This window comes from Yersinia aleksiciae (assembly GCF_001047675.1).
Classification (GTDB): Bacteria; Pseudomonadota; Gammaproteobacteria; order Enterobacterales; family Enterobacteriaceae; genus Yersinia; species Yersinia aleksiciae.
In genome coordinates this window covers 3740459-3765293 of record NZ_CP011975.1, presented here as the reverse complement: position 1 = coordinate 3765293, position 24835 = coordinate 3740459, and the positions used below count along the sequence as shown (strand labels likewise).

The following is a 24835-nucleotide window of genomic DNA, read 5'->3' as shown; positions in this document are numbered from 1 at the left end:
ATCATTGATAATGGTAATAATTATTGATATAAGAACTATTCTCATTTGAACTAAGGAAAGTGTGGGATCATGACTCTCCAGTTAGAAACCGCGACCACCAATGTGGCTGCACAATGTTTCCTCAACGCACTGATACGTGAAACCTGGGATTGGCAAATAGCTCCGGCAGTCAGCGATCAACAGTATCCGCAGTTGCATATCCCTCTTTCGTCTTCGCACGCTATCCGCATTACCTTGCGGCATATCTCCCCGACACAGCATCACCACTATCTCTTCCCAGCCTATTTACATCGGCCGGATGATGGGGCAGATGTTGCTATCAGCGTGGAGCAACTGGTGACTTTATTGCTGGAGAAGCCCGCAGTAAAAGGTGAACTCTCAGAAAACGTCGTGGCACGTTTCCGTCAGCGGGTGCTGGACAGTCATGACAATACCCAACAAGCGATCAAGATGCGGCTAGATTGGCCGTCACTGCGCGATAAACCGCTCAATTTTGCCGAGGCTGAACAAGGGCTGTTGGTCGGTCACGCCTTCCACCCAGCCCCCAAGTCCCATGAACCTTTCGATGAGAAACAGGCGCACCGCTACCTACCCGACTATGCCGCGCGCTTTCCACTGCGCTGGTTTGCCGTGGATAAGCGCTATCTATGTGGTGATAGCCTGAAGTTGACACTGCAACAACGCCTACAACGTTTTGCCTGTGAGAGCGCCCCACAATTGTTGCCGTACTTTACTGATGACGTTTGGCTATTGCCGATGCACCCTTGGCAAGCCGACCATCTGTTGGCACAGGATGGGTGCCAACAATTAGTGCAACAAGGTCTGTTACGGGATCTGGGTGAAGCGGGTGAACGCTGGTTATCCACCAGTTCTTCACGCTCACTCTACAGCCCATCAAACCGCGATATGGTCAAATTCTCACTCAGTGTGCGCCTGACCAACTCAGTACGCACCTTGTCAGTGAAGGAGGTCAAACGCGGTATTCGTCTGGCTCGGCTGGCGCAAACCCCACGCTGGCAAACGCTGCAAGCACGCTATCCAACCTTTCGTGTGATGCAAGAAGATGGCTGGGCCGGTTTGCGTTCGCTAGAGGGTTCGATTCAGGAAGAGAGCCTGATGGTGCTGCGTGACAATCTGCTGTTCAGCCAACCCGATAATCAAACCAATGTGTTAGTGACCTTGACCCAGGCCGCGCCAGATGGTGGCGACAGCCTATTGGCTTGCGCAGTACGCCGTTTGGCCGCGCGCTTGAATCTGCCCTTACAGCAAGCCGCCCACTGCTGGTTAGATGCCTATTGCCAACACATCTTGCTCCCGCTGTTCAGCACCGAGGCCGACTACGGGCTGGTGCTACTGGCCCATCAGCAAAACATTCTGGTGGAAATGCAGCAAGATCTGCCCGTAGGTATGCTGTATCGCGACTGCCAAGGCAGCGGCTTTACCCGTGATGCGACTCCCTGGCTGGAAGAGATTGGCGAAGCCGATGCGGAAAACCGCTTCAGCGAGCAGCAATTACTGCGCTATTTCCCCTACTACCTGCTGGTGAACTCCAGTCTGGCGGTGACCGCCGCACTGGCGGCTGCCGATTTCGACACTGAAGAGAACCTGATAGCGCGCGTACGCGACGCACTCCACCGCCTGCGCTTGACTGCCAAAAATACACTGTGCCTGGATTACGTCCTCGACAGTGCACACTGGAGCTGCAAGGGTAATTTCTTCTGTTATCTGCAAGATCACAACGAAAATACCATTGTTGATCCGGCTGTCATCTACTTTGATTTCGCTAACCCTTTTCATGTCGCCCCCTTACAGCGCCAAGAGGTTGCCCAATGATGCTGCACGCCAAATTGATGCACTCCAGTGGCAGTTTTCGCTGTGAATCGCTGGACAAAAATCTCACTCTCGGTTTCGGACTGGATGGCAGCGCGGTGCTGCACCTCCCCGGTTCATTGCCACAGGGCTGGCTGGTGCAAGCCTTGGATCAATTATTCATCGCCGCACCGCAATTAAGCGGAATTGCCTTGCCCTATGCCGAGTGGCGTGAAGAGCCGCAAGCGCTGGCACTGTTTGCACTGGCAAGTGGCGACTATTTGACGCGGGAGCAGTTTTATCAGCTGCCGCTGTGGCTGGGAGCCGAACCCCAGCGAGCTTCGGGTCAGATGCAGTATGACGCCGAGCGTGATATCTGGTTCCCACAACGACCGTCCCGCCCTCACGGGGAAGTTTATCGCCGTTTTGACCCACAAATTAAGCGCACGCTGAGTTTTCGCTTACCAGAGATTGGCCGCGACGCGGAGCAGTTCACCCGCTGGATGAACTCACCGCGCGTGGATGCCTTCTGGGAGATGAGTGGCCCGCTTGAGGCACAGGTGGCCTATCTACAACGCCAGTTGAATTCCCGCTATTGCTACCCGTTATTGGGCTGTTTCGACGATCAACCCTTTGGCTATTTCGAAGTTTATTGGGCGGCGGAAGACCGGATTGGTCGCCATTACCGCTGGCAGCCTTTTGATCGTGGGCTGCATATGTTGGTTGGTGAAGAGTGTTGGCGTGGGGCGCAATACATTCGCAGTTGGTTACGTGGCCTGACGCATTATCTCTATCTGGATGAACCGCGCACGACACGTGTGGTAGCTGAGCCGCGCGCCGATAACCAGCGTTTATTCCGCCACCTACCCGCCGCTGGCTACCACACCGTGAAAGAGTTTGATTTTCCCCATAAACGCTCGCGTCTGGTCATCAATCAGCGCACGGACTTCTTCCAAGAGGGGGCGATATGACCACCCACGATTACACTGACTGGCCACGTGTTAACCGTCAGATGATTGCCAAGATCCTTGCCGAGCTGGAGTACGAGCGCACCCTGTGTGCCGAGCAACAGGGAGAAGTATGGCGTATCGCCTTACCGAACGCGGTTTATACCTTTCACGCCGCACGGGGTATTTGGGGCTGGTTGCATATTGATCCCGCCTCATTAGATTGCGACGGTGTGCCGCTGACGGCTGACCACTTGCTGCGCCAATTGGCTCAGGTTTTGGCGATGGATGATGCCCAAGTTGCTGAGCATCTGGAGGATTTATATGCCACGCTACGTGGTGACATGCAGTTGCTCTCTGCCCGTCACGGCTTGAGCGCCGAAGATTTGATCGCCCTCGATACTAATGCACTGCAATGTCTGCTCGCCGGTCATCCGAAATTTATCTTCAACAAGGGCCGCCGGGGATGGGGTCTGACCGCCCTGCAACAGTATGCGCCTGAATATCAGGGGCAATTCCGCCTGCATTGGGTGGCGGCGAAACGGGGCAGTTTTGTGTGGAGTGTCGATGCTGACCTCTCACTGGACTGGCTGCTCGATAGCGCCATGACGCGTGCTGAACGTCAGCGCTTTGAGGACCGTTGGCGCGAACTCCAGTTGAACGATGATTGGATACCCGTGCCTTTGCACCCGTGGCAATGGCAGCAAAAAATCGCCCTGCACTTCCTGCCGCAGCTCGCTGAAGGTGAGCTGGTCGAACTGGGTGAATTTGGTGATCACTATTTGGCGCAACAGTCACTGCGCACCCTGACCAACGTCAGCCGTCAGGTACAATTTGATATCAAACTGCCCCTCACCATCTACAACACCTCCTGCTATCGCGGCATCCCCGGTAAGTACATCAGCGCCGGTCCGGCAGCTTCTCGTTGGTTGCAGCAGATTTTTGCCCAAGACAGTACGCTGCGTGCAAGCGGTGCCGAGATCCTCGCTGAACCCGCCGCCGGTTATATGCTGCACCCCACCTACGCTGCGCTGGGTAAAGCCCCCTACCGCTATCAGGAGATGCTCGGCGTTATCTGGCGTGAAAATCCGTCCTGCTATTTACAGGAGGGTGAACAGGCCATTTTGATGGCGACGCTGATGGAGACCGATAATCAGGGCCATCCCCTGATCGCTGCCTATATCGCCAGTTCAGGGTTAAGTGCTGAAGCTTGGCTAACACAGATGTTCCGTACGGTGGTGGTGCCGATGTATCACCTGATGTGCTGCTATGGTGTGGCACTGATTGCTCACGGCCAAAACATCACATTGGTGATGAAAGACCATGTGCCGCAACGCATCTTATTGAAAGACTTCCAAGGTGATATGCGTCTGGTGGACGAGGAGTTTCCGCAAGCGGCCTCACTACCCAAGCGAGTGAAAGACGTCACTGCCCGCTTGTCTGCCGACTATCTGATTCACGACCTACAGACCGGGCATTTCGTCACCGTACTGCGATTTATCTCCCCGCTGATGCAGGCTCTCGGTATCAGTGAACAGCGATTCTACCAACTGCTGGCGCAGGTGCTGGAGAACTACATGGTACAGCATCCAGACATGGCAGACCGTTTTGCGTTATTCAATTTATTCAAACCGCGCATTATTCGTGTGGTTCTCAACCCGGTGAAACTCACCTATTCAGAGCAAGACGGCGGCAATCGCATGCTGCCGAATTACTTGCAGGATCTGGATAATCCTCTGTATTTAGTCACCAAGGAGCTAGCCCAATGAATCAAACACTGGATTTCATCGGGATTGGCGTCGGCCCGTTCAACCTCAGTATTGCCGCACTCGGCAGTGAAGTTTCTGGCTTTAACTGCAAATTTTTTGAGCGCAAGCCACACTTTTCCTGGCACCCGGGCATGATGGTGCCGGATTGCCACATGCAGACCAGTTTCCTGAAAGATTTGGTCAGTGCGGTATCACCCACTAACCCTTACAGCTTCCTCAATTATTTGGTGCAGCGGAAAAAGTTCTACCGATTCTTAACCACCGAACACCGTACCGTCTCACGGGAAGAGTTTGCAGATTATCTTAGTTGGGCCGCCAATGACCTGAATTCACTGGCGTTCAGTCAGGATATTCAGAGTGTAGATTTTGACGATCTGCGACAGCGTTTTGTCGTCACCACACCCCGGAAAGTCTACCATGCGCGCCATATTTGCCTGGGGATCGGCAAACGGATCAAACTGCCAGCCTGCGTGACTGAACAAAACGACCGCTGTTTCCACGCCAGTGAGATGGCGCTGCGCAATCCAGATCTGGCCGGTAAACGTGTCACCATCGTTGGCGGCGGTCAGAGTGGCGCAGATCTGTTCCTGAATATCTTCCGTGCCGAATGGGGCCAACCTAAGCAACTGAACTGGATTTCACGCCGCAACAACTACAACGCACTGGATGAAGCCGCTTTTGCTAATGAGTATTTCACGCCGGAATACGTTGAGGGTTTCTACAGTCTGAACGACCACGCCAAACAACAGATGCTGACCGAGCAGAAAATGACCTCTGATGGCATTACCAGTGAGTCACTACTGGCTATCTACCGGGCGATGTATCACCAATTTGAGGTATTGCGTGAACAGCCTTGGGCCAGCTTGTTACCCAGCCGTTCACTGACAGCAATGCATCCCCAAGGCAGCGGTTACCAGTTAGTGACCCATCACCATCTCGATCAGGGCAAAGAGACCTTCGATACCGATGTGGTTATCTTTGCGACCGGTTATCAGCAAGATCGCCCCACTTTCCTCGATCCATTGGCCAATCGCCTGATAATGACCGCCGACTATCAATATCGTGTCGCCCCTGATTTCACCCTCGACTGGCGAGGCCCACACGATAACTGCTTGTTTGCCGTAAATATGGGGATGCACAGCCACGGTATCGCCGAGCCCCAGCTCAGCCTGATGGCGTGGCGATCGGCTCGTATCCTCAACCGGGCTTTAGGACGTGAACAGTTCGATTTAACGTCCACTCCGGCGTTGATCCAGTGGCGCAGTCAGCCATCGGGGGCCACAACCCATACTGAACAGGCCATGGCATCGTACTTGAAGCCACAGGGCTGTTAGCTTCCCGCGCCACCGATGGCGTTGGGTATAGCACCCTTTTTAAGTCAATTTTGCTTTTTAACACACAACAATATAGGAATACAGGGAGTTATTATGAAGCACCTCTGGGTATTAAATTCGTGCCTGCTGACCCTGCTCACACCCGCAGCTTGGGCTGAAGATCAAATGGTGGTTTCCGCCAGCCGATCACATCGCAGTGTGGCTGAAATGGCACAAACAACTTGGGTGATTGAAGGTCCAGAACTTGAACAACAGGTTCAGGCGGGCAAAGAGATCAAAGATATCCTCGCACAATTGATTCCAGGTATGGACGTCAGCAGTCAGGGCCGGACTAACTACGGTATGAATATGCGTGGCCGTTCAATGATGGTGATGATTGATGGCGTTCGCCTGAACTCTTCGCGCAGCGATAGCCGCCAGCTCGACTCCATTGATCCGTTCAACATTGGCCACATTGAAGTGATCTCCGGTGCCACCTCACTTTACGGCGGTGGTAGTACCGGAGGTCTGATCAATATCGTGACCAAAAAAGGCCAGCCAGAAAAACAGGTTGAGCTACAGGTTGGCGGAAAAACGGGCTTCAACAGCAGCAATGATCACGATGAGAATATCGCCGCCGCCGTGAGTGGCGGTACCGAACAAGCATTCGGGCGATTTTCTGTCTCTTACCAACGTTATGGCGGCTGGTACGACGGCAAAGGCAACGAAGTCTTAATCGATAACACCCAGACTGGTTTGCAATACTCTAACCGTTTGGACGTGATGGGCAGCGGCACGTTCAATATCGATGACCACCAGCAGTTGCAATTGACTGCTCAGTATTTCAACAGTGAATCCGACGGTAAACACGGGTTGTATCTGGGGAAGAATTTCTCGGCAGTGACCGGTACCGGGCTGGCGTCAAACAGCTCAAATCTGCACTCTGATCGTATTCCAGGTACAGAACGCCATCTCATCAATTTGCAATACTCCAACACCGATCTCTGGGGACAGGATTTGGTAGCTCAGGTGTTTTATCGTGATGAGTCTCTGACCTTCTATCCGTTCCCAACGCTAAACAAAGGCGGCACGGCGGTGACCAGTATTGGCGCATCGCAGCAGAAAACCGATTTTTATGGCGGTAAACTGACGCTAAACAGTAAACCTATCGACAGCCTGACACTGACCTATGGTGTCGATGCTGAACATGAAAGCTTCAACGCCAATCAGCAGTTTTTCAACCTGCCACTGGCGCAACAGACGGGCGGCATGACATTGCAAAATGCCTACAACGTTGGCCGTTATCCAAGTTACACCACCACGAATCTTGCGCCGTTCCTGCAAACTAGCTACGACATCAACCCAATCTTCACCTTGAGCGGTGGGGTCCGTTATCAATATACCGAGAATAAGGTGGATGATTTCGTGGGTTATGCGCAGCAACAAGCCATTGCCCAAGGGACTGCGACCTCAGCAGATGCGGTGCCTGGGGGGAAAACCGATTATAACAACTTCCTGTTCAATGCCGGTTTACTGGCACATCTGACAGAAAGCCAACAGACCTGGTTAAACTTCTCACAAGGATTTGAGATCCCGGATCTGGCGAAATATTACGGTTCCGGTACCTATAAGTTGGTCAACGGCCACTATCAGTTGCAAAATAGCGTCAACGTCAATGACTCCAAACTGGAGGGCATCAAGGTTGACGCCTATGAACTAGGCTGGCGCTACACCGGTGATAATCTGCGTACACAAGTCGCCGGTTATTACTCGCTATCAGACCAGACTATTTCAATCAACAAAACAGACATGACCATCAATGTGTTGCCGGACAAACGCCGCATCTACGGGGTTGAGGGTGCCGTGGATTACTTCTTCACCGATAGCGAGTGGAGCACTGGCGGAACATTTAACTTGATCAAATCTGAAACCAAAACTGACGGTAAGTGGCAGAAATTGACCGTCGACACCGCAAGTCCATCGAAAGCCACCGCCTATGTTGGCTGGGCTCCGGGCGACTGGAATCTACGGGTGCAGTCCCAACAGACCTTCGATGTTTCCGACAGTAAGGGACGTAAGATCGACGGTTATAACACGATCGATTTCCTCAGCAGCTACACCCTACCAGTGGGTAAAATCAGCTTCAGCATTGAAAACCTGTTGGACAAGGACTACACCACGGTTTGGGGTCAGCGCGCACCGATTCTGTATAGCCCAACCTACGGCTCACCCGACCTCTATACCTACAAAGGTCGCGGCCGCACTTTCGCGGTGAACTACTCGGTACTGTTCTGATATAGCGGGTGCTAGCAAAAAAGAACCCCCTAATAGCGCCACTCCAGGCATAACTCTGCGGTTAACCGCAGAGTTATGCGCTTGCTGACAAACCTCACTTATAGCTTGGTGACTGGCGGGGCGACTGCATCGATTAGCGCTCCGACGGCTTGCACCGTGACGACCCATTCGGCACACTCCCCGCTAATCAGCTTTGTCAAGGGTCTGAGTTATCTGCCCAATGCAAGAGCAACAAAGCACTATTCGGAATCGGTTTTTAGCAACAGCTTGGCGGTATTTTAATTGAAGAGTTGAGTCTACTGACAGCCGATAAGAAGTGGTTGTACTAGTAATTTATATGGGAGAGAAAAACCGGAATAACAAGGAGATACAGAGAGAAGATGGCGGAGGAGGAGAGATTCGAACTCTCGAACGGTTACCCGTCGACGGTTTTCAAGACCGTTGCCTTCAGCCACTCGGCCACCCCTCCGCAACGGACCGAACTATAAACAGAGCACTGCCGCTTGTAAAGCTTGTTTGTGCTTAATCGACCAAAAAATCAGCATCTGATTATCGAATGATGAATTAATCGTCATGGCTGACGATTCGCTGCGCAACAGGCCGCACTTTTGTCTCCTACTGAGGCCCTTGCTAGGTGAATACACAGATTTTTTTGGGCTGTAGGTAAATATTTGCTAAATTAGCGGCCGTTTCATTGATTTAATCACCGAGGTGGTATGTTGGAGTTTGAAGGTCGGACGATTGATACCGATGCACAGGGTTATCTGAAAAACAGCGCAGACTGGAGCGAAGCAATAGCCCCGATATTGGCTGAACAGGAAGGCATCACACTCACCGAGCCTCACTGGGAAGTGGTACGTTTTGTGCGCGCGTTTTATCAGGAATTCAATACCTCACCCGCCATTCGCATGTTGGTCAAAGCCATGGCACAGAAATATGGCGAAGAAAAAGGTAATAGCCGATATCTGTATCGCTTATTTCCCAAAGGGCCAGCAAAGCAAGCAACGAAAATTGCCGGTTTACCCAAGCCAGTAAAATGTATTTAACCGGCGGCACGCTTGCCGCCGTGGTGCAAGCTCAGTTGGCACGTTAATAGCGAATGTTAAATGTTTCAAACGCGGTGGTGGGATGAGGTTCAGTCAGCACGCGATCCACGCGCGCCCCACGAGGCCCACCCTGCTTAATCCACGCCATTAAGCTTTCAACGGCTTCTGGCTCACCGTAAGCCACCACTTCCACACTGCCGTCATCGCAATTTCTGGCATAGCCCGTCACCCCCAATTTTTGGGCCTGACGTTGCGTGCTATAGCGAAAACCGACGCCTTGGACGATGCCGTAAACATAGACAGCGGTGCATATTTTTGCCATATCGACTCCCCATCTACGTGATAATTTGCATTTTCCGGCTCATACTCCGACAATACCGCTCTTTTTTACCTAGCTGGCAGCCACTTAATTATGACCCTACGCCTGATTCTTGCCAAAGGACGTGAAAAATAAATTATTTGTTTTAATATCAAATGGATAGGCAAGTAAGCGCTCAATAAACACACTATCAATAAACACACTATATTATACGACAAGACACAACATTTCAGTCATTACACATCAATAACTTACCAATTCGTTTTGACCTCGATAATCACCTCAATAGGCATCCCTGCCCACCCATCACTCCGGCGCTATCGGCCATTCAATATCCGGCGCAAGGGAAGTATCGATATTTTTCACTCTCACCCGATACTGTTTCCACGCCTTCAAATCAGTTCGCAGTTTACCAACGTCTAATTTCAGAGGGCATTCTTAATGGGTATGGTGAAACTCGGTTACGCATGGATTCATATTGAATCCCTTTTTTATGTTTATTGGTACATCGATAAATCAAATAATGGATCACATGGAATCACTTGTCGAGTAAGCAGCATGCACTTAGACTGATATTTAGTGAGTCTAAAGGAGTCCATATAGTGTCAAGAATCGCACCGTACCCATTGCGAATGCCGCCAGAGATGAGGGGCTTAAGCAGCGTCAGGCTGGATTAATGGCAACGCTAAATCTATCTGAAACAGACAGGTTCATGCGGATAAGCCAAAACGCTGATATCATTGAAAAGGCGATAGCAAATATAACAAATGCACTGCCAATTGATTTTCTACCTAAAAAAGAAAACGAAGAGAAAGATAAAAAATAGCACCACCGGCGCACGGACGCGCTAAAAGACCGATTAACAGCAATCAGGTGTTAAAAGCAATATGGAATAAGGAGTAAAAATGAAATTAATAATAGCTATGTCCCTCATTACTATATCTTTTGTATCAACTGCCGCAACTCAGGAACAAAAAAACAATACCAAATTTATCCAAGACTTAATGCTTCACTCCAAATGGGCCGGAATGTGCGGTGCCATTAAGCAGATGGGTAATTTCCAAGAGTCTACAAAAATGCCTGGCGGTGATGAATTTATTGCTAGATTCATTGCTACTGAACAAGCAAGACTCAATATATCGCCACAACAATTTCTTGATGTATGTGAAAAAGCGACATCGACTTACAATGATTACGCGCAAATACAACCATAATAAAATCTCATCAGATGGTCGCTCCAAACCGGCGTACGGACGCGCTAGAATGCAAAAACCCGCCGGAGCGGGTTTAGTTGTATATCATGCAACTTAGTGCAATTGGTCTTTGCTTATCACTAATAGTCGGTGTGAGTGACAGTCTTTATCATCACCCCAGCAGAAATCAGCCCATGTCCCGTAAAAATCATCCCATGATGTCATGAATGTTAGGGGGCGATCTTCCTGTGTGCCATCTGACACATAAACGTGATAACCATCTTCTTGGATGGCCCAAGCAATCATACCTTCCCAGAAACGACGACCATCATTAGTTTGTTCACTATCTGAAACAACAATGGAGTAGTTTTCCAAAAAGTATTGGAAGAATATTTTTGGCAACCCAGTCACAGCAGAATTGTATTGTGGCTGAACAGTACGCCATACCATTATCTGCGTGCAGCTTCTTCTTGCTGGGACGATATCGCCAATAAACTCCAAGCACACAGCATAGACAGTCACAGGATCAATTGAGTCAGTAACTAAGCGATAATGGTCTTCTCTAAGAGATTTGACCAGCCGATATCCATGAGGTGTCGTATATCCAGGCAAAGAGAAGTCCACAACACCTTTGCTCATGAAAGCTGTTGTATGTTCAATGTTGTTGCCTGTTACGTTTAGCTTGGTGTTAAATCCAGCTTCAGGGATATTAAACGGCATGTTCTCGTTCGCTATAAATTTGTTCATTATTTCCTCCAAAAGCAGCCGGAGTACTTATGACAAAAAATCGAAGTTTCGTTTTCGATATAACGTCACAACTGTTATCGCAGTTATGATCTAACAAGAAGTCTACTTGACGAACTCGTCAACATACAACCGCAGTTGTTTATCAGATAGATAAACCTTTGGTTAATCGAGTGATTTATTTTCTACGCAGTTCACGAATTTAACTCGAACTTACGCGTTCTTGCTTGAAACAACTGGATGGTTGCACAGCTTTTGAGTCAGTAGTGTTTTATATCAACCCCAGCAATCACGTGCCAGAAAGCAAAACTATCATCAAGAGCACAGATAAGATGCTTCTAAATTATAGCCCCTGATACCTAACCGCCTTCACTGTTCTTTCCTGCCAATAACCACCGTAAGGCACTCTCTAGCTTAGCTACCCAGCCTGTGGGGTCGAGATGAAACTGTTCGGTCGGGTTTGTCGCCAAGGTTATTACACGGAAAGTATTTCTCGACCCGCGACTTCTGAGCCATCACTCCACAGCACTCTTTGGGGTATTCAGCCTCGGCGTGGGCCAATATCGTTTTAATCGTTTTGTCTCTCATGACTGCCTCTTTATCAAGGCAGCGCCGGGGAGGTGTATTACTTGATCTGTTCAGAGAGGCTATAGCTGAAGGTCACATTAATGCCAATCCAGTTGAAACAACAAGAAGTCCAAAGGTTGAAATTAAGCGGTCCAGACTGACACTGGAAAGCTATAAAGCAATCAGAAAATCAGCTGATTCCCTCCCTCCGTGGGCTTGTTTAAGCATGGATTTGGCGCTTGTCACCGGGCCGCGGCTTGGTGATATCTGTAAGCTAAAATGGGAAGATATTCACGATGATAAGCTATGGATAATACAGAAAAAACACAAGCAAGATTATCTATACCATTATCAATAAGTATTGACGGGATCAGCTTGAGGTTGGTGATCGATAAATGCAAATCCCTATTTGGTAATACAGAGTTTGTACTTTCAACAAATAAAGGGGGATTTGTAGCTGAGAGAACTATGACCGAGGGATTCATGAATGCACGCTTACTGTCTGGGCTTCAATGGGACGGATCTCCACCATCTTTTCATGAGATAAGAAGTTTGTCCGCTAGGCTGTATACTGACGCCAAAGGCGGTGAATTCGCCCAACATCTGCTAGGCCACAAATCAGCCCAAATGACAGCTAAGTACCAAGATAGTCGCGGTAGTGAGTGGGATGATATTACTATATGATTGTGACCTTATTTTGATTGATAATGACTTATCAATTTTAACCATCTGATTTTAAAAGAATATTATAATGCGCTTATTTCTTGCCAAAGGACGTGAAAAGTCCTTACTTCGTCGCCATCCATGGATTTTCTCTGGGGCTGTTCTGCGCCTTGAAGGCGATGCCCTTCCCGGTGAAACCATCGATATCCTTGATAGCCAAGGTAAATGGCTGGCCCGTGGCGCCTACTCACCTGAATCACAAATTCTGGCACGAGTCTGGACGTTCAAACAAGATGAAGTGATAGACCGCGAATTCTTTGTCCGCCGTCTACAGCAAGCGCAGAGCTGGCGGGATTGGTTGGCACAGCGTGATGGCTTGAATGGCTACCGTCTGATCGCCGGTGAATCCGATGGCCTGCCGGGCATCACTATTGACCGCTTCCAGAACTTTTTGGTATTGCAGTTGCTGTCTGCTGGGGCTGAATATCAGCGGGCTGCGCTGGTCAGTGCGTTACAGCAATGCTACCCAGAATGCTCTATTTATGACCGCTCTGATGTTTCGGTGCGTAAAAAAGAGGGCTTACCACTGACCCAAGGGACGATTTGCGGTGAAATGCCCCCTGCTCTGCTGCCCATCAGTGAAAACGGTATGCAACTGTTGGTTGATATTCAGCAAGGCCATAAAACAGGCTTCTATTTGGATCAGCGCGATAGCCGCCTGGCCGCACGCAATTACGCCGATGGCCGCCGTGTTCTGAACTGCTTCTCCTATACTGGGGCCTTTGCTGTAGCCGCGCTAATGGGCAATTGCCAGCAGGTTATCAGTGTTGATACTTCGCAGTCAGTATTGGATATCGCAAAGCAGAATATTGAGCTGAATCAGTTGGATATGAGTAAGGCCGAGTTTGTTCGTGATGATGTGTTCCAGTTGCTGCGTAATTATCGCGCGCAAGGGGAGAAGTTTGACATGATCATTATGGACCCACCGAAATTTGTTGAAAATAAGAGCCAACTGGCGAGCGCCTGTCGCGGCTATAAAGACATCAACATGTTAGCGATACAGCTATTGCGTCCGGGCGGGATTCTATTAAGCTTCTCCTGCTCGGGATTAATGCCAACAGATTTATTCCAGAAAATTTTGGCGGATGCCGCGTTAGATGCAGGCAATGATATACAATTTATAGAGCAGTTCCGTCAGGCCGCAGATCATCCGGTTATTGCTACATATCCGGAAGGTTTGTACCTAAAAGGGTTCGCTTGTCGGATAGTGTGACTTGAAATACCCCGCAAAGCCCTCATATAGAAGGCAGAGTAACGTTTCTCAGGAGGTTATCATGATCGCCAGCAAATTTGGTATTGGCCAACAGGTCCGCCACAGCCTACACGGCTATTTGGGTGTGGTAATTGATATCGATCCTGAATATTCTCTTGAGCCACCAGAGCCAGATGAAGTTGCAAACAACGATACTTTGCGCTCATCACCTTGGTATCACGTGGTCATTGAGGATGATGAGGGGCAACCGGTACATACTTATCTCGCGGAAGCACAGCTGACGTATGAAGATGTGGATGCTCATCCTGAGCAGCCGTCATTGGATGAACTGGCGGCGTCGATTCGTCATCAGTTACAGGCTCCGCGTTTGCGTAACTAGCGCTCAGTCTCAACACCTATTGATAAAACCCGGCACAATCAGCCGGGTTTTTTATAGACGCAATTAGACCCGATGAGTACGTGAATATTACTCTTTTTCTAATCCTAACCGGGGTATTTCAATTTTCGGGCAGCGATCCATGACCACCTTTAGCCCTGCATCGGCCGCTAAGGTTGCCGCCAACTCATTAATAACACCAATTTGTAGCCATAACACTTTAGCACCGATAGCAATCGCCTCCTGTGCGACGCCATATGCAGCTTCGGTATTACGGAAGACATCCACCATATCAATTGAATGGGGAATATCCGCCAACTCAGCATATACCTGCTGCCCCAGTAACGTTTTCCCGGCCAGTTTTGGGCTGACAGGAGTGACCTGATAGCCCTGCTGTAACAGATAAGCCATAACACCATAGCTGGGGCGCGATGGATTATCACTTGCCCCGACTAGCGCAATTGTTTTTACCTGCTGGAGAATGTCTGCAATGTCTTTATCATGCATTTTTCAGTTCCTCTGATGCGCTAAAAGAATATTCCTATCCATTTGCATTTAGGTGGAATGACAAATATTAGGCGACGTCTAAGTGTACATCATGGGGAAAATCGAGGATAAACGCGGTCTAATTGATTTCGTTTAATAGACATAGCACTAATAACTGTTAGATTGCCTCTTTTATCTTTAGAATTCATTAGGATAAAAACGACACATTTATACCGAATGTTTCAAAAAGTAAATAAATGTGGGCGCACGGAAAGACTTTGACACATAATCTAGCCTGTCTGACAATGTAAGTGGATATCACCTTCAGGAGCAACACATGAAATTTGGTCTGGTGGTCGCAGGGATTTTGGCCGTTTGTTGCAGTGCTTCAGCGCTAGCCACGACCTTAAAACTTGCACCGGAAATTGACCTGTTGGTGGTCGATGGGAAGAACATGTCGGGCTCCTTGCTCAAGGGGGCCGATAGTTTGGAGTTAAACAGCGGCCAGCATCAAATCCTGTTCAAAGTGGCAAAACCGCTGCCGACAGATCCGAAAATATTGTATGCATCGCCGCCGCTGGTGGTGGTGTTCAATACCCGAAATATTCGCTCAGTTGCCATCAAATTACCGGTTATCGATACTGAACGAGATGGGAATAAATTCTCTAAAAACCCCTCATTTCAGTTGATCGGTGATAATGGACGCCCGTTATCGGTGCGCCACGATGTGCTGCACGAGGAGAACCTCAACACTGCGGCAACACTCGAAACCGCCATGGCTACCTATAACGTGGGGCAATACAGCGCTTCCGTACCCTCATTTGCCACAATTCCACCGTCACCTGTGAGTGCTGTGCCTGGAACCACCATTGCGGTTGCAGGAACCAATGCAACGCAAAAAACAACCCGTCTGCAAGGTGAAAATGTCGCCGAGCAGATGCTGCAATACTGGTTCCTGCAAGCCGATGCCGAGACGCAACAACGCTTCCTGCTATGGGCCAAAAAACCACCCGCTAAGTAGCGCAGTCAGTTTAGGCCCTTCTTAAACATCAGGTTATGCCGGTTTCCTCGCATTTCTTTGCGTTAACGCTATGCACAAAATATCCATTTCAGTAATCTGTCAGCAAACCGCTAGCTCTTATTGAAGGATATTTTGATGGAACTCACCACCCGCACTATCGCGGCACGTAAGCATATTGCCCTCGTATCCCATGACCACTGCAAAAAATCACTGCTTGAGTGGGTCATGGAAAACCGCGATCTTTTGGCACAGCACGAACTTTATGCAACTGGCACCACAGGCAATCTGGTACAAAACGCGACGGGGATTGATGTCCGCTGTTTGCTCAGTGGCCCAATGGGGGGTGATCAGGAGGTGGGTGCACTGATCTCTGAGAAAAAGATCGATATGTTGATTTTCTTCTGGGACCCGCTCAATGCGGTTCCCCATGATCCCGATGTAAAAGCCCTGCTACGCCTGGCGACGGTTTGGAATATTCCCGTTGCCACTAACCGCTCGACCGCTGACTTCTTAATTGGCTCCGCCTTGTTCAGCGGTGAAGTGACCATTGCCATCCCTGACTATGATCACTACTTGAAGCAACGCCTGAAATAATCTTTAAGCCCGGTGATAATAGACTGACCCCATAACCACCGGGCTTAATCCTAGCTAGGGTTTACGTTGAATCGGGACGCCCATCTCACTCAGTTGATCAACAAAAACAGAGGGTTTGTCGGTGTCTTGCAGCAACCATACTTGATGTTTTGCTCGAGTCATGGCGACATAAAGCAAGCGCCGTTCTTCTGCATCAGGGAAATCCTCCGGTGCCGGTAGCAGCACATCTTCCAAAATGGACTCTCGTGCCACGGCTGGAAAACCATCACTCCCCTCATGTAAACCCGCAATAATCACATAATCTGCCTGTTGCCCTTTACTGGCATGGATCGTCATAAAATCAATGGTCAACTTTGGCCACCGCGTTGCGGCCTTTTGCAAAATATCTGGTCGCAGATGGTGATAACGCGCCAAGATCAGGATGCGCTCGTCATCTTTAACAAAGCCACTTAACTTATCCAGCAGTGTTTCAAGTTGTTCGTTCGGCAAAATCATCACCGATTTTTTATTGCCTTTGCTTAGGCTGTTCAGCGGCTTTTTCAATTGATAGGGGTTTTGCTGAATAAACCGATTAGCAATCTCACCGATACGATCATTAAAACGATAGGTTGTATCCAATGCACATTCAGCCCCTTCGCCAAAGTTCTGGCTAAATGCCGTGGTGAGGGAGAGTTCTGCACCACTGAAACGGTAAATTGCCTGCCAATCATCACCAACCGCAAACAGACAGGTCTGCTTATTTTGCTTACGCAGCGCTGTCAGTAGCATGGCTCGCTGCGGCGAAATATCCTGAAACTCATCGACCAAAATATGTTTCCACGGGCTGACAAACCGCCCTTTCTCCAGCAAATTCACCGCCTGATGAATCAACCCAGAGAAATCGACGGCCCCCTCCTCTTTCAGCGCTGTTTTCCATGCTTTGAGTAAGGGTGCCATGAGTCTTATACGTTTCTGGAAGATATCGCGCACGTCTTCATCAGCCTGCTCAATCATTTCGGCCTGACTACCGCCATGCATGCGCATCAACCCTAACCAGCGTTCAAGTCGCCCTGCCAGTCGTGCTGCAAGTCGTTTATCCTGCCAAAAATCACCTTCAGCGACCTCCCACTCTAACTCATCGGTCAACCACTCGCGCCACCCCTTAGCCTGCGCTTTTTTCTCGCTGCACTGCTGCTGCCAATGCTGAATCAGCAGTGACCTTCTGGCTTTGCTGTCAGACTCCAATTTACTGATCGTGGGAGTCTTGCGGCTGCCTTGCTGGATAATCTGCAATGCAAGCGCATGGAAGGTTTTGGCCTGAATATCATCCACTGCCAACCGATCTTTGATGCGACCATTCATTTCGTCAGCCGCCTGACGGCCAAATGCCAGCAGTAAGATCTGCTCGGGCAGTGCTTCATTACGGCGTAATAACCAACCAGCACGGGCCACCAGCACCGATGTTTTACCACTGCCAGCACCTGCCAATACCAACACTGAATCTTCACCATTGACCACCGCGCGGCTCTGCGATTCATTCAGCGGCGAGCTTTCAACGCTTTGGAAGAAATCTTGATGCTCTTCCAACATGCGGTGAGTCCATTGCTGATTACGACGCTCTACGCTGCGGCTACCTTGCTGCAACCACCCCAAACAGAGCTCATAATCTGCGCGACAAGACTCAAACTCCATTAACCGTTCTACCGGCATAGGTAACGCCGCGAAAGCCTCACGAATAGCCTCTTGCACCTGACCTAATTCACTGCGTTTAAACCATTTATCCTGCTGCTCAATTCGCTTAATTGATTCGACTTGTTTATGCAAAACCTCAACACAAACCAGGCTCATCTCCTCGCTCCATTGTTGCCAGATACCCAGTAAGTATTGATAGAAACGTTGGGTCTCTTGCCATTCAGTACCATGCAAGCGCACAACCTGCTGATTTGGCAATTCAAATTCCATCTCGCCCCAGACAATACCGCGCTTACACTGGATGTTAACCAGCTGGTTAAAGGGGATCAGGTATTGATGTTTATCACCGCATACTTCGATGCCCGCATTCAGCAAGCGGACCCGGTTATAGGGGTGTTGAGCCAGATGCTTGCCAAAAGATGTCGCTTTAAGTTCCATATCTGCGCGCCATACTCGTATTAAGTGAATTGAAATAACATAATGGAGTGTAAATAAAATAATTGAGTTTAAACAACAGGTATCCGATAGTTGAAGAAGGAAACTCACCCGCGCTATCCGTATAGAATGGCTAGTCGGGGTTATCACTCATCCGCATTGCGGTTTTTTTATTCAGCTAGGCAGATTAATCACTATGCGTACTGTACTGAACGTTCTTAATTTTATTTTAGGTGGTTTCTTCACCACGCTGGGCTGGCTATTAGCCACAGTCGTCAGCGTCATTCTGATTTTCACCTTACCATTAACCCGCTCTTGCTGGGAAATTACCAAGTTATCATTTCTCCCTTATGGTAATGAGGCGATCCATGTCAATGAATTATACCCAGAAAAAAGCAATGCTCTGCTAACAGCGGGCGGTTCTTTATTGAATATTGTCTGGTTTGTTTTATTTGGCTGGTGGCTCTGCTTATCACATATCGTCACCGGTATTGTGCAATGTGTAACCATTATCGGGATCCCGGTGGGGATTGCCAATTTTAAGATTGCTGCTATTGCACTTTGGCCAGTGGGCCGCCGTGTCGTCTCAGTCGAAATGGCGCAGCAGGCAAGAATAGCCAATGCTCAACGCCAATATCAGCAACGCTGAATTTCAGTTTTAGAGGTTTTTTGTGCTCACTTTCGTCACTGCTCTACGCCGTAATGTCTACAATAGTAGCCTGCTTTATCATGTTCGTATTTTTATCGCGTTGGCGGGAGTAACAGCGGTTCCATGGTGGATTGATCAGCCTAAATTGACCATTCCCCTGACCCTCGGTGTCGTTGCTGCAGCACTGACTGACCTAGATGACCGCCTAACCGGGCGGTTACGCAACCTATTCATTACGCTGATCTGTTTTTTTGTCGCATCAGCCTCCATTGAGCTTCTATTTCCTTATCCCTGGCTTTTTGCCCTTGGCCTGACCTTCTCAACCTGCGGTTTCATTCTGCTGGGTGCCTTAGGCCAACGCTATGCGACCATTGCTTTTGGCGCATTGTTAATTGCTATTTACACCATGCTCGGCACTTCGATGTACCATATTTGGTACCAGCAGCCGCTGTTACTGATACTGGGGGCCGTTTGGTACAACGTATTGACCTTGTGCGGACATCTCATTTTCCCAATCCGCCCTTTACAGGATAACTTGGCCCGCTGTTATCAACAGCTTGCTCGCTATTTAGACGCTAAAGCCAATCTATTTGACCCCGACCTTGAACCTGATGTCGATCAGCCGATGATTGATGTGGCGATGGCGAACGGGACATTAGTTGCCACCTTGAATCAGGCCAAAGCCTCGCTGGTTACACGGCTGAAAGGTGACCGTGGCCAACGTGGAACTCGACGAACACTGCACTACTATTTTGTCGCGCAAGATATTCATGAGCGAGCCAGCTCGTCGCATGTTCAATATCAAGCGCTACGGGAAAAGTTCCGCTACAGCGATATCCTCTTCCGCTTTCAGCGCTTATTAAGTATGCAAGCCAGAGCCTGTATGCAGTTGTCACAATCCATTTTGATGAGACAAAAATACCAGCATGATCCCCGGTTCGAACGCGCCTTTACTTTTTTAGATGCGGCACTGGCTAGGGAACTCGCTCAAAACGAAAATGTGCAGCAAGTTAAAGCGCTTTCCCATCTGCTGAAAAACTTGCGAGCGATTGATGCCCAACTGGCTGGGATTGAATCAGAGCAGGTTCTAGCCGAAGATCCACAGCCGGAAAGCCGTTTATCTGACGATCGCCTCACCGGTTGGAGTGATATCAAGCTGCGTATCAGCCGCCATCTGACGCCAAAATCGGCACTCTTTCGCCACGCAGTACGCATGTCTGTGGTGCTCTGCGTCGGCTATGCCTTTATTCAGTTTACTGGCATGCGCCACGGCTACTGGATTTTGCTAACCAGTCTTTTTGTCTGCCAGCCCAACTATAATGCTACTCGCCGCCGCCTTGCATTGCGCATTATCGGTACTCTGGCGGGTATCCTTATCGGCTTGCCTATCCTCTATTTCGTGCCCTCCATTGAAGGGCAGTTAATCCTGATTGTAATTACTGGCGTGCTATTCTTCGCCTTCCGCAATGTTCAGTATGCTCACGCCACCATGTTTATTACCTTGCTGGTTTTGCTCTGTTTTAACCTATTAGGCGAAGGGTTTGAGGTGGCTGCACCACGGGTATTCGACACGTTGCTGGGATGCGCTATTGCCTGGGTCGCCGTGAGCTTTATCTGGCCTGACTGGAAGTTCCGCCAACTCCCTGCTGTGGTCCACAAAACACTTAATGCAAACTGCCGCTATCTGGATGCCATTCTGGTGCAATACTATCAAGGCAAAGATAACAGCCTGCCCTACCGCATTGCGCGCCGTGATGCACATAATTGTGATGCCGAGTTAGCCTCAGTTATTTCAAATATGTCAGCGGAACCCAAGAACGATAAAGAAACTCAGGAGGCGGCATTCCGTTTACTCTGCCTGAACCACACCATGCTCAGTTACATCTCTGCACTGGGCGCTCATCGCGAGAAACTGACCAATACCGCCACACTGAATTTACTCAACGATGCTATTTGTTATGTCGAGGGCACTCTTGAGCAAGAACAGCCAGATAGTTCGAAAATGGCACTGGTGCTAGCCGGCTTATCTACCCGACTGCAAGAGTGCAATCCTGAGCCAGAGAGTAAAGACCAATTGGTTTTACAACAGATTGGCTTATTGCTTGAACTGTTACCTGAACTCAGTGAACTGAATAAGCGCATCAGTCAGATACGTTAATCAAACACGGGCTATTCTTGATGGCCCGTAACTATACTGTCTCATACACAGCACTGATGTGGGTTTCAAACCATTCGATAAGTTCAATACGTATCATTAAGGGCAATGCAGCATAGTGATAGCCACTGATAGCCCCCGCCAGTGAGAACAATACATTTATCCCCAGTGAGTGCCGCACAGCGCGTAATTTCAAGTAACAACGTTTAGCGCCCTCAAGCCGTAACTCCGCTGCATCCTTGATACCAACTTTCCATAATAACCGCTCGAGGCTAGCACTAAGATTGGGTAAATCTTTCAGCCGAACTGTGGGGCCTTTTTTACTTAAAACCTCAGCTCTGGCCTCTTGATAAGCCCGTTGTGCAAAGTTGCACAACGTGCGTTCGTCACGCCATAAAAAAGCATCTACCCAATAGTAGCGTAGCAAAATCGGCACCCCACGCTTGGCATAAACAAGGTTCGTCATCCCTCTGGCGCGAAATAGTCCCTCCACCTGATCATTGGCACGTAAATACAGTTCCCCCTCAGAAACCACAGCAAACATAATCCCATTAGCTAATAGGCCATAGCCGCCAAACTGTGAGCGAACTGTGATCAGGCCTAAAAAATCAAAACAATCCCGTGCCTGCATGATTTTGTTTTCTGATGCGTTTTCCATGACTACTCCTTTAGTAAAAATCCGAACTAACGTCCCTATTCAGTTGCAATAAGTGTAAGAGGAACAACTAATTAGAAAATACGCAAAATGGATTGGCTAGCCAAATACAAAATGAATTTGCACGGATTTACTTCGCAATTATGCGAAGCGTCTTGTAAAAATTTAGTTGATCTTCGAACAAACAGTGACTACTGTATATGCATACAGCACACTACGGGCGAGGTTCATTATGCGTACTCAATCACTAAAACCTTATCATGCTAATTATCATTCTCTTGTTACCCGCGATGCAGCACAAAGAGTTGATGCTCCAACAGATAGTGGCCTTATCAGTGAACTTGTGTACAGTGAAAACCAGCCTGCGGTAACTCAGCTATTACTTCCTTTATTGCAACAACTTGGTAAGCAATCTCGGTGGCTATTATGGTTAACACCGCAACAGAAATTGAGTCGTCTATGGTTACAACAGTCAGGTTTACCAGCGCATAAGGTTGTTCAGCTAAGGCAAATCAATCCATTGTCGACGGTTGATGCGATGGAAAAAGCATTACTGACGGGGAATTATAGTGTCGTGCTTGGTTGGCTGCCGGAGCTATCGGAAGATGATCGTATCCGTTTACGTTTAGCCGCAAAGTTAGGAAATGCTTATGGGTTTATTATGCGTCCGCTGAATGACACAAAATCGGGTCAAGGACAGTGCGCAACGTTAAAAATTCATTCTTCTTTGTATCATTAAGTAAATTTAGGATTTATCCCATGAATTATTACAATATTTAGCGCTTACTCCTGCAAAACCGGCATAAAGCGAGTCGGAATGCGGCTTGCAGCAGAAAATGTCGCATAAAAAAGGCTGGTTTTTACCCCTAAATCGTTAAAGATTATGCACAAAATCGTTTTTTTCTCAGGACGTTTATTACATCACACTTGTAACTTTCTCGCCACGTTGTAGACTTTACATCGCTAAGGTTGCTCTAAAATGCCAAATCATACTGGCAGCGTGATTAACGGGAGCGTTAAAACCTTGACGAAGAATTTTAACCAAGGGCTTGGCTTTTTAAAGCTCATTGCCTATTTGGATGATAACGAGGCGTAAAATGAAAAAGACAGCTATCGCATTAGCAGTGGCACTGGCTGGTTTCGCTACAGTAGCGCAAGCCGCACCGAAAGATAACACCTGGTACACCGGTGGTAAACTGGGCTGGTCCCAGTTCCAAGATACTGGTTCCATCATTCAAAATGACGGTCCAACTCATAAAGACCAAATTGGTGCTGGTGCATTCTTGGGTTACCAAGCAAACCAGTACCTGGGCTTTGAAATGGGATACGACTGGCTTGGCCGTATGCCTTACAAAGGCGACACCAACAACGGCGCATTCAAAGCGCAAGGCGTTCAGTTAGCCGCTAAACTGAGCTACCCTGTTGCTCAGGATCTGGACGTTTACACTCGTCTGGGTGGTATGGTTTGGCGTGCAGACGCTGACGGTTCTATCGATGGCACTCGTTACAGTGCTCACGATACCGGTGTTTCTCCGTTAGTTGCTCTGGGTGCTGAATACGCTTGGACCAAAAACTGGGCAACCCGTATGGAATACCAGTGGGTTAACAACATCGGTGACCGTGCGACCGTTGGTGCTCGTCCAGACAACGGCTTGCTGAGCGTAGGTGTTTCTTACCGTTTCGGTCAAGAAGATGCAGTAGCACCAATTGCTCCAGCGCCAGCGCCAGCTCCAGTTGTTGACACTAAGCGTTTCACACTGAAATCTGACGTGCTGTTCGCTTTCAACAAGTCAACTCTGAAACCAGAAGGCCAGCAAGCTCTGGACCAACTGTACTCTCAGCTGAGCTCTATCGATCCTAAAGACGGTTCTGTAGTGGTTCTGGGCTTTGCTGACCGTATCGGTCAACCAGCACCTAACTTAGCTCTGTCTCAGCGTCGTGCTGACAGCGTGCGTGATTACCTGGTTTCTAAAGGTATCCCTGCTGACAAAATCACCGCTCGCGGTGAAGGCCAAGCTAACCCAGTTACAGGCAACACCTGTGACAACGTGAAACCACGTGCTGCTCTGATCGAGTGCCTGGCACCAGATCGTCGCGTAGAGATCGAAGTTAAAGGCTACAAAGAAGTTGTAACTCAGCCACAGGCTTAAGTTTACTTCTTTCATAAAAAACCCCGCATTGCGGGGTTTTTTTTATCATGGGGTTAGGCACCTTGAGTGTGACATGATGTTCTCTTATGGTATTTCCGTCATCATCCGAGATTATTTACGCCAAACAGGCTAACTTTCTTTACCCAGAATATCCTGCAAGTCCTGCTTCAAAGAGGACATCTGATTGGCATATTTCTCTTTGCGCTCAGCATCTTCAATCAACTGAACTACCGTTTCCGAAAGCGTATTACCGCGACGTCGGGCAAGACCGGCCAAACGTTGCCAGACCAAAAATTCCAAATCGATTGATTTTTTGCGGGTATGTTGATGCTCTGCGTTAAAATGCCGCTTACGTCTAGCGCGGATAGTCTGCTTCATCCGAGTCGCCAGTTGTGGGTTCATATGTGCATCAATCCACTCCAACACCTTCACTGGTTCACTTTCCAGTTTAATCAGTTGCTCTACGGCATCCGTAGCTGCACTGTTTTCGATATGTCGGGTAATGGTTTCACCTTCACGGTGTTTTTTTACCAAATACGCCCATTTCCAACCACTTTCCAAATTTTCCAGTTGTTGATATTTCATCGTGAGCTCTTTAGTGACCGCGTAACTTAAATCAAGCATAACAGCTTTACACAGAATTTCACCCTACTAAAAGCGCATGAATAGATTGTTTTTTGTACGGAATACTGCCGATGTCTTACT

The 24835-nt window shown here is 48.8% G+C and carries 24 protein-coding genes, 1 tRNA gene and 1 pseudogene; 17 read left to right on the top strand and 9 right to left on the bottom strand.

The features are described from left to right. The first annotated feature begins 69 nt into the window (after positions 1 to 69). The 5 genes from ACZ76_RS16815 (at position 70) to ACZ76_RS16795 (ending at position 8133) form a co-directional block, all read left to right on the top strand. Positions 70 to 1833: an IucA/IucC family protein gene (locus ACZ76_RS16815; RefSeq protein ID WP_048619937.1), complete on the top strand. Its 1764-nt coding sequence runs from the start codon at positions 70 to 72 to the stop codon at positions 1831 to 1833. After that, positions 1830 to 2780: a GNAT family N-acetyltransferase gene (locus ACZ76_RS16810; RefSeq protein ID WP_048619936.1), complete on the top strand. Its 951-nt coding sequence runs from the start codon at positions 1830 to 1832 to the stop codon at positions 2778 to 2780. The genes ACZ76_RS16815 and ACZ76_RS16810 overlap by 4 nt, the downstream gene beginning before the upstream one ends. Continuing rightward, positions 2777 to 4525: an IucA/IucC family protein gene (iucC, locus tag ACZ76_RS16805; RefSeq protein ID WP_048619935.1), complete on the top strand. Its 1749-nt coding sequence runs from the start codon at positions 2777 to 2779 to the stop codon at positions 4523 to 4525. Before ACZ76_RS16810 ends, iucC begins: the two co-directional genes overlap by 4 nt. Then, positions 4522 to 5859 (top strand): lysine N(6)-hydroxylase/L-ornithine N(5)-oxygenase family protein, encoded by a 1338-nt coding sequence (locus ACZ76_RS16800; RefSeq protein ID WP_048619934.1) that lies wholly within the window; start codon positions 4522 to 4524, stop codon positions 5857 to 5859. The genes iucC and ACZ76_RS16800 overlap by 4 nt, the downstream gene beginning before the upstream one ends. 93 nt (positions 5860 to 5952) lie before the next feature. Next, positions 5953 to 8133, top strand: coding sequence for a TonB-dependent siderophore receptor (locus tag ACZ76_RS16795; RefSeq protein ID WP_048619933.1), 2181 nt, complete (start codon positions 5953 to 5955; stop codon positions 8131 to 8133). Positions 8134 to 8514: 381 nt separating this feature from the next. On the opposite strand, the gene ACZ76_RS16790 is transcribed toward ACZ76_RS16795, so the two are convergent. Next, positions 8515 to 8602: transfer RNA gene (locus tag ACZ76_RS16790), tRNA-Ser, on the bottom strand. Positions 8603 to 8849: 247 nt separating this feature from the next. On the opposite strand from ACZ76_RS16790, the gene tusE reads away from it, so the two are divergent. Then, positions 8850 to 9179 carry a sulfurtransferase TusE gene (gene tusE / locus ACZ76_RS16785; protein ID WP_048619932.1) on the top strand — a complete coding sequence of 110 codons (330 nt, stop codon included), beginning with the start codon at positions 8850 to 8852 and terminating at the stop codon, positions 9177 to 9179. Between the two features lie 43 nt (positions 9180 to 9222). On the opposite strand, the gene yccX is transcribed toward tusE, so the two are convergent. Together yccX and ACZ76_RS19725 are read right to left on the bottom strand one after the other, a co-directional pair. Continuing rightward, the gene (gene yccX, locus ACZ76_RS16780; protein ID WP_048619931.1) at positions 9223 to 9501 is read right to left on the bottom strand and encodes an acylphosphatase; all 279 of its coding nucleotides are present in this window, start codon (positions 9499 to 9501) and stop codon (positions 9223 to 9225) included. 303 nt (positions 9502 to 9804) lie between these two features. Continuing rightward, positions 9805 to 9864 (bottom strand): tail fiber assembly protein, encoded by a 60-nt coding sequence (locus tag ACZ76_RS19725; protein ID WP_327213649.1) that lies wholly within the window; start codon positions 9862 to 9864, stop codon positions 9805 to 9807. 310 nt (positions 9865 to 10174) lie between these two features. Between ACZ76_RS19725 and ACZ76_RS19365 the strand changes: the two genes are divergently transcribed. Next, positions 10175 to 10324 carry a hypothetical protein gene (locus ACZ76_RS19365; protein ID WP_156312866.1) on the top strand — a complete coding sequence of 50 codons (150 nt, stop codon included), beginning with the start codon at positions 10175 to 10177 and terminating at the stop codon, positions 10322 to 10324. 79 nt (positions 10325 to 10403) lie between these two features. Beyond that, a complete protein-coding gene (locus tag ACZ76_RS16775; protein ID WP_048619930.1) occupies positions 10404 to 10712 on the top strand; it encodes a hypothetical protein in 309 nt (102 codons plus the stop codon). 93 nt (positions 10713 to 10805) lie between these two features. Here the strand turns inward: ACZ76_RS16775 and ACZ76_RS16770 are convergent, their stop codons facing one another. Together ACZ76_RS16770 and ACZ76_RS18630 are read right to left on the bottom strand one after the other, a co-directional pair. Further along, complete coding sequence (locus tag ACZ76_RS16770; RefSeq protein ID WP_048619929.1) at positions 10806 to 11438, bottom strand: hypothetical protein; 633 nt, start codon at positions 11436 to 11438, stop codon at positions 10806 to 10808. A gap of 416 nt (positions 11439 to 11854) precedes the next feature. Beyond that, a pseudogene (locus ACZ76_RS18630) lies at positions 11855 to 12023 on the bottom strand (Mov34/MPN/PAD-1 family protein); the annotation flags it as partial. A 285-nt stretch (positions 12024 to 12308) separates the two neighbouring features. Here ACZ76_RS18630 and ACZ76_RS19610 point away from each other — a divergent pair. The 3 genes from ACZ76_RS19610 (at position 12309) to hspQ (ending at position 14317) form a co-directional block, all read left to right on the top strand. After that, positions 12309 to 12686 (top strand): tyrosine-type recombinase/integrase, encoded by a 378-nt coding sequence (locus ACZ76_RS19610; RefSeq protein WP_235428200.1) that lies wholly within the window; start codon positions 12309 to 12311, stop codon positions 12684 to 12686. Between the two features lie 61 nt (positions 12687 to 12747). Next, positions 12748 to 13938 (top strand): 23S rRNA (cytosine(1962)-C(5))-methyltransferase RlmI, encoded by a 1191-nt coding sequence (gene rlmI, locus ACZ76_RS16760; RefSeq protein WP_172684438.1) that lies wholly within the window; start codon positions 12748 to 12750, stop codon positions 13936 to 13938. A gap of 61 nt (positions 13939 to 13999) precedes the next feature. Then, the gene (gene hspQ / locus ACZ76_RS16755; RefSeq protein ID WP_004873797.1) at positions 14000 to 14317 is read left to right on the top strand and encodes a heat shock protein HspQ; all 318 of its coding nucleotides are present in this window, start codon (positions 14000 to 14002) and stop codon (positions 14315 to 14317) included. An 87-nt stretch (positions 14318 to 14404) separates the two neighbouring features. On the opposite strand, the gene ACZ76_RS16750 is transcribed toward hspQ, so the two are convergent. Continuing rightward, a complete protein-coding gene (locus tag ACZ76_RS16750; RefSeq protein ID WP_048619927.1) occupies positions 14405 to 14821 on the bottom strand; it encodes a CoA-binding protein in 417 nt (138 codons plus the stop codon). A 316-nt stretch (positions 14822 to 15137) separates the two neighbouring features. Between ACZ76_RS16750 and ACZ76_RS16745 the strand changes: the two genes are divergently transcribed. Together ACZ76_RS16745 and ACZ76_RS16740 are read left to right on the top strand one after the other, a co-directional pair. Further along, entirely contained in the window at positions 15138 to 15821 is a 684-nt protein-coding gene (locus tag ACZ76_RS16745) for a DUF2057 family protein (protein WP_048619926.1), read from the top strand. Between the two features lie 135 nt (positions 15822 to 15956). After that, the gene (locus tag ACZ76_RS16740) at positions 15957 to 16415 is read left to right on the top strand and encodes a methylglyoxal synthase (protein WP_048619925.1); all 459 of its coding nucleotides are present in this window, start codon (positions 15957 to 15959) and stop codon (positions 16413 to 16415) included. Between the two features lie 54 nt (positions 16416 to 16469). Here ACZ76_RS16740 and helD read toward each other — a convergent pair whose 3' ends face one another. Beyond that, positions 16470 to 18524, bottom strand: a complete 2055-nt coding sequence (gene helD / locus ACZ76_RS16735) for a DNA helicase IV (RefSeq protein ID WP_048619924.1) — start codon at positions 18522 to 18524, stop codon at positions 16470 to 16472. A gap of 193 nt (positions 18525 to 18717) precedes the next feature. Here helD and ACZ76_RS16730 point away from each other — a divergent pair, with 193 nt between their 5' ends. Together ACZ76_RS16730 and yccS are read left to right on the top strand one after the other, a co-directional pair. Beyond that, complete coding sequence (locus ACZ76_RS16730; protein ID WP_048619923.1) at positions 18718 to 19170, top strand: YccF domain-containing protein; 453 nt, start codon at positions 18718 to 18720, stop codon at positions 19168 to 19170. Between the two features lie 22 nt (positions 19171 to 19192). Beyond that, complete coding sequence (yccS, locus tag ACZ76_RS16725) at positions 19193 to 21328, top strand: YccS family putative transporter (protein ID WP_048619922.1); 2136 nt, start codon at positions 19193 to 19195, stop codon at positions 21326 to 21328. A 31-nt stretch (positions 21329 to 21359) separates the two neighbouring features. Here the strand turns inward: yccS and ACZ76_RS16720 are convergent, their stop codons facing one another. Further along, positions 21360 to 21983 (bottom strand): TfoX/Sxy family DNA transformation protein, encoded by a 624-nt coding sequence (locus ACZ76_RS16720; protein ID WP_048619921.1) that lies wholly within the window; start codon positions 21981 to 21983, stop codon positions 21360 to 21362. A 229-nt stretch (positions 21984 to 22212) separates the two neighbouring features. Here ACZ76_RS16720 and sulA point away from each other — a divergent pair, with 229 nt between their 5' ends. Next, complete coding sequence (sulA, locus tag ACZ76_RS16715; RefSeq protein WP_048619920.1) at positions 22213 to 22719, top strand: SOS-induced cell division inhibitor SulA; 507 nt, start codon at positions 22213 to 22215, stop codon at positions 22717 to 22719. Between the two features lie 358 nt (positions 22720 to 23077). Beyond that, positions 23078 to 24130: a porin OmpA gene (gene ompA / locus ACZ76_RS16710; RefSeq protein ID WP_048619919.1), complete on the top strand. Its 1053-nt coding sequence runs from the start codon at positions 23078 to 23080 to the stop codon at positions 24128 to 24130. A gap of 129 nt (positions 24131 to 24259) precedes the next feature. Here ompA and matP read toward each other — a convergent pair whose 3' ends face one another. Continuing rightward, positions 24260 to 24715 carry a macrodomain Ter protein MatP gene (gene matP / locus ACZ76_RS16705; RefSeq protein WP_048619918.1) on the bottom strand — a complete coding sequence of 152 codons (456 nt, stop codon included), beginning with the start codon at positions 24713 to 24715 and terminating at the stop codon, positions 24260 to 24262. Between the last annotated feature and the right edge of the window lie 120 nt (positions 24716 to 24835).

Excerpts from the sequence above, each read along its gene's own strand:
- ACZ76_RS16815 (WP_048619937.1), top strand. The coding sequence starts at position 70 with ATGACTCTCCAGTTAGAAACCGCGACCACCAATGTGGCTGCACAATGT.
- ACZ76_RS16810 (WP_048619936.1), top strand. The coding sequence starts at position 1,830 with ATGATGCTGCACGCCAAATTGATGCACTCCAGTGGCAGTTTTCGCTGT.
- iucC (WP_048619935.1), top strand. The coding sequence starts at position 2,777 with ATGACCACCCACGATTACACTGACTGGCCACGTGTTAACCGTCAGATG.
- ACZ76_RS16800 (WP_048619934.1), top strand. The coding sequence starts at position 4,522 with ATGAATCAAACACTGGATTTCATCGGGATTGGCGTCGGCCCGTTCAAC.
- ACZ76_RS16795 (WP_048619933.1), top strand. The coding sequence starts at position 5,953 with ATGAAGCACCTCTGGGTATTAAATTCGTGCCTGCTGACCCTGCTCACA.
- tusE (WP_048619932.1), top strand. The coding sequence starts at position 8,850 with ATGTTGGAGTTTGAAGGTCGGACGATTGATACCGATGCACAGGGTTAT.
- yccX (WP_048619931.1), bottom strand. The coding sequence starts at position 9,501 with ATGGCAAAAATATGCACCGCTGTCTATGTTTACGGCATCGTCCAAGGC.
- ACZ76_RS19365 (WP_156312866.1), top strand. The coding sequence starts at position 10,175 with ATGGCAACGCTAAATCTATCTGAAACAGACAGGTTCATGCGGATAAGC.
- ACZ76_RS16775 (WP_048619930.1), top strand. The coding sequence starts at position 10,404 with ATGAAATTAATAATAGCTATGTCCCTCATTACTATATCTTTTGTATCA.
- ACZ76_RS16770 (WP_048619929.1), bottom strand. The coding sequence starts at position 11,438 with ATGAACAAATTTATAGCGAACGAGAACATGCCGTTTAATATCCCTGAA.
- ACZ76_RS19610 (WP_235428200.1), top strand. The coding sequence starts at position 12,309 with ATGGATAATACAGAAAAAACACAAGCAAGATTATCTATACCATTATCA.
- hspQ (WP_004873797.1), top strand. The coding sequence starts at position 14,000 with ATGATCGCCAGCAAATTTGGTATTGGCCAACAGGTCCGCCACAGCCTA.
- ACZ76_RS16750 (WP_048619927.1), bottom strand. The coding sequence starts at position 14,821 with ATGCATGATAAAGACATTGCAGACATTCTCCAGCAGGTAAAAACAATT.
- ACZ76_RS16745 (WP_048619926.1), top strand. The coding sequence starts at position 15,138 with ATGAAATTTGGTCTGGTGGTCGCAGGGATTTTGGCCGTTTGTTGCAGT.
- ACZ76_RS16740 (WP_048619925.1), top strand. The coding sequence starts at position 15,957 with ATGGAACTCACCACCCGCACTATCGCGGCACGTAAGCATATTGCCCTC.
- helD (WP_048619924.1), bottom strand. The coding sequence starts at position 18,524 with ATGGAACTTAAAGCGACATCTTTTGGCAAGCATCTGGCTCAACACCCC.
- ACZ76_RS16730 (WP_048619923.1), top strand. The coding sequence starts at position 18,718 with ATGCGTACTGTACTGAACGTTCTTAATTTTATTTTAGGTGGTTTCTTC.
- ACZ76_RS16720 (WP_048619921.1), bottom strand. The coding sequence starts at position 21,983 with ATGGAAAACGCATCAGAAAACAAAATCATGCAGGCACGGGATTGTTTT.
- sulA (WP_048619920.1), top strand. The coding sequence starts at position 22,213 with ATGCGTACTCAATCACTAAAACCTTATCATGCTAATTATCATTCTCTT.
- ompA (WP_048619919.1), top strand. The coding sequence starts at position 23,078 with ATGAAAAAGACAGCTATCGCATTAGCAGTGGCACTGGCTGGTTTCGCT.
- matP (WP_048619918.1), bottom strand. The coding sequence starts at position 24,715 with ATGAAATATCAACAACTGGAAAATTTGGAAAGTGGTTGGAAATGGGCG.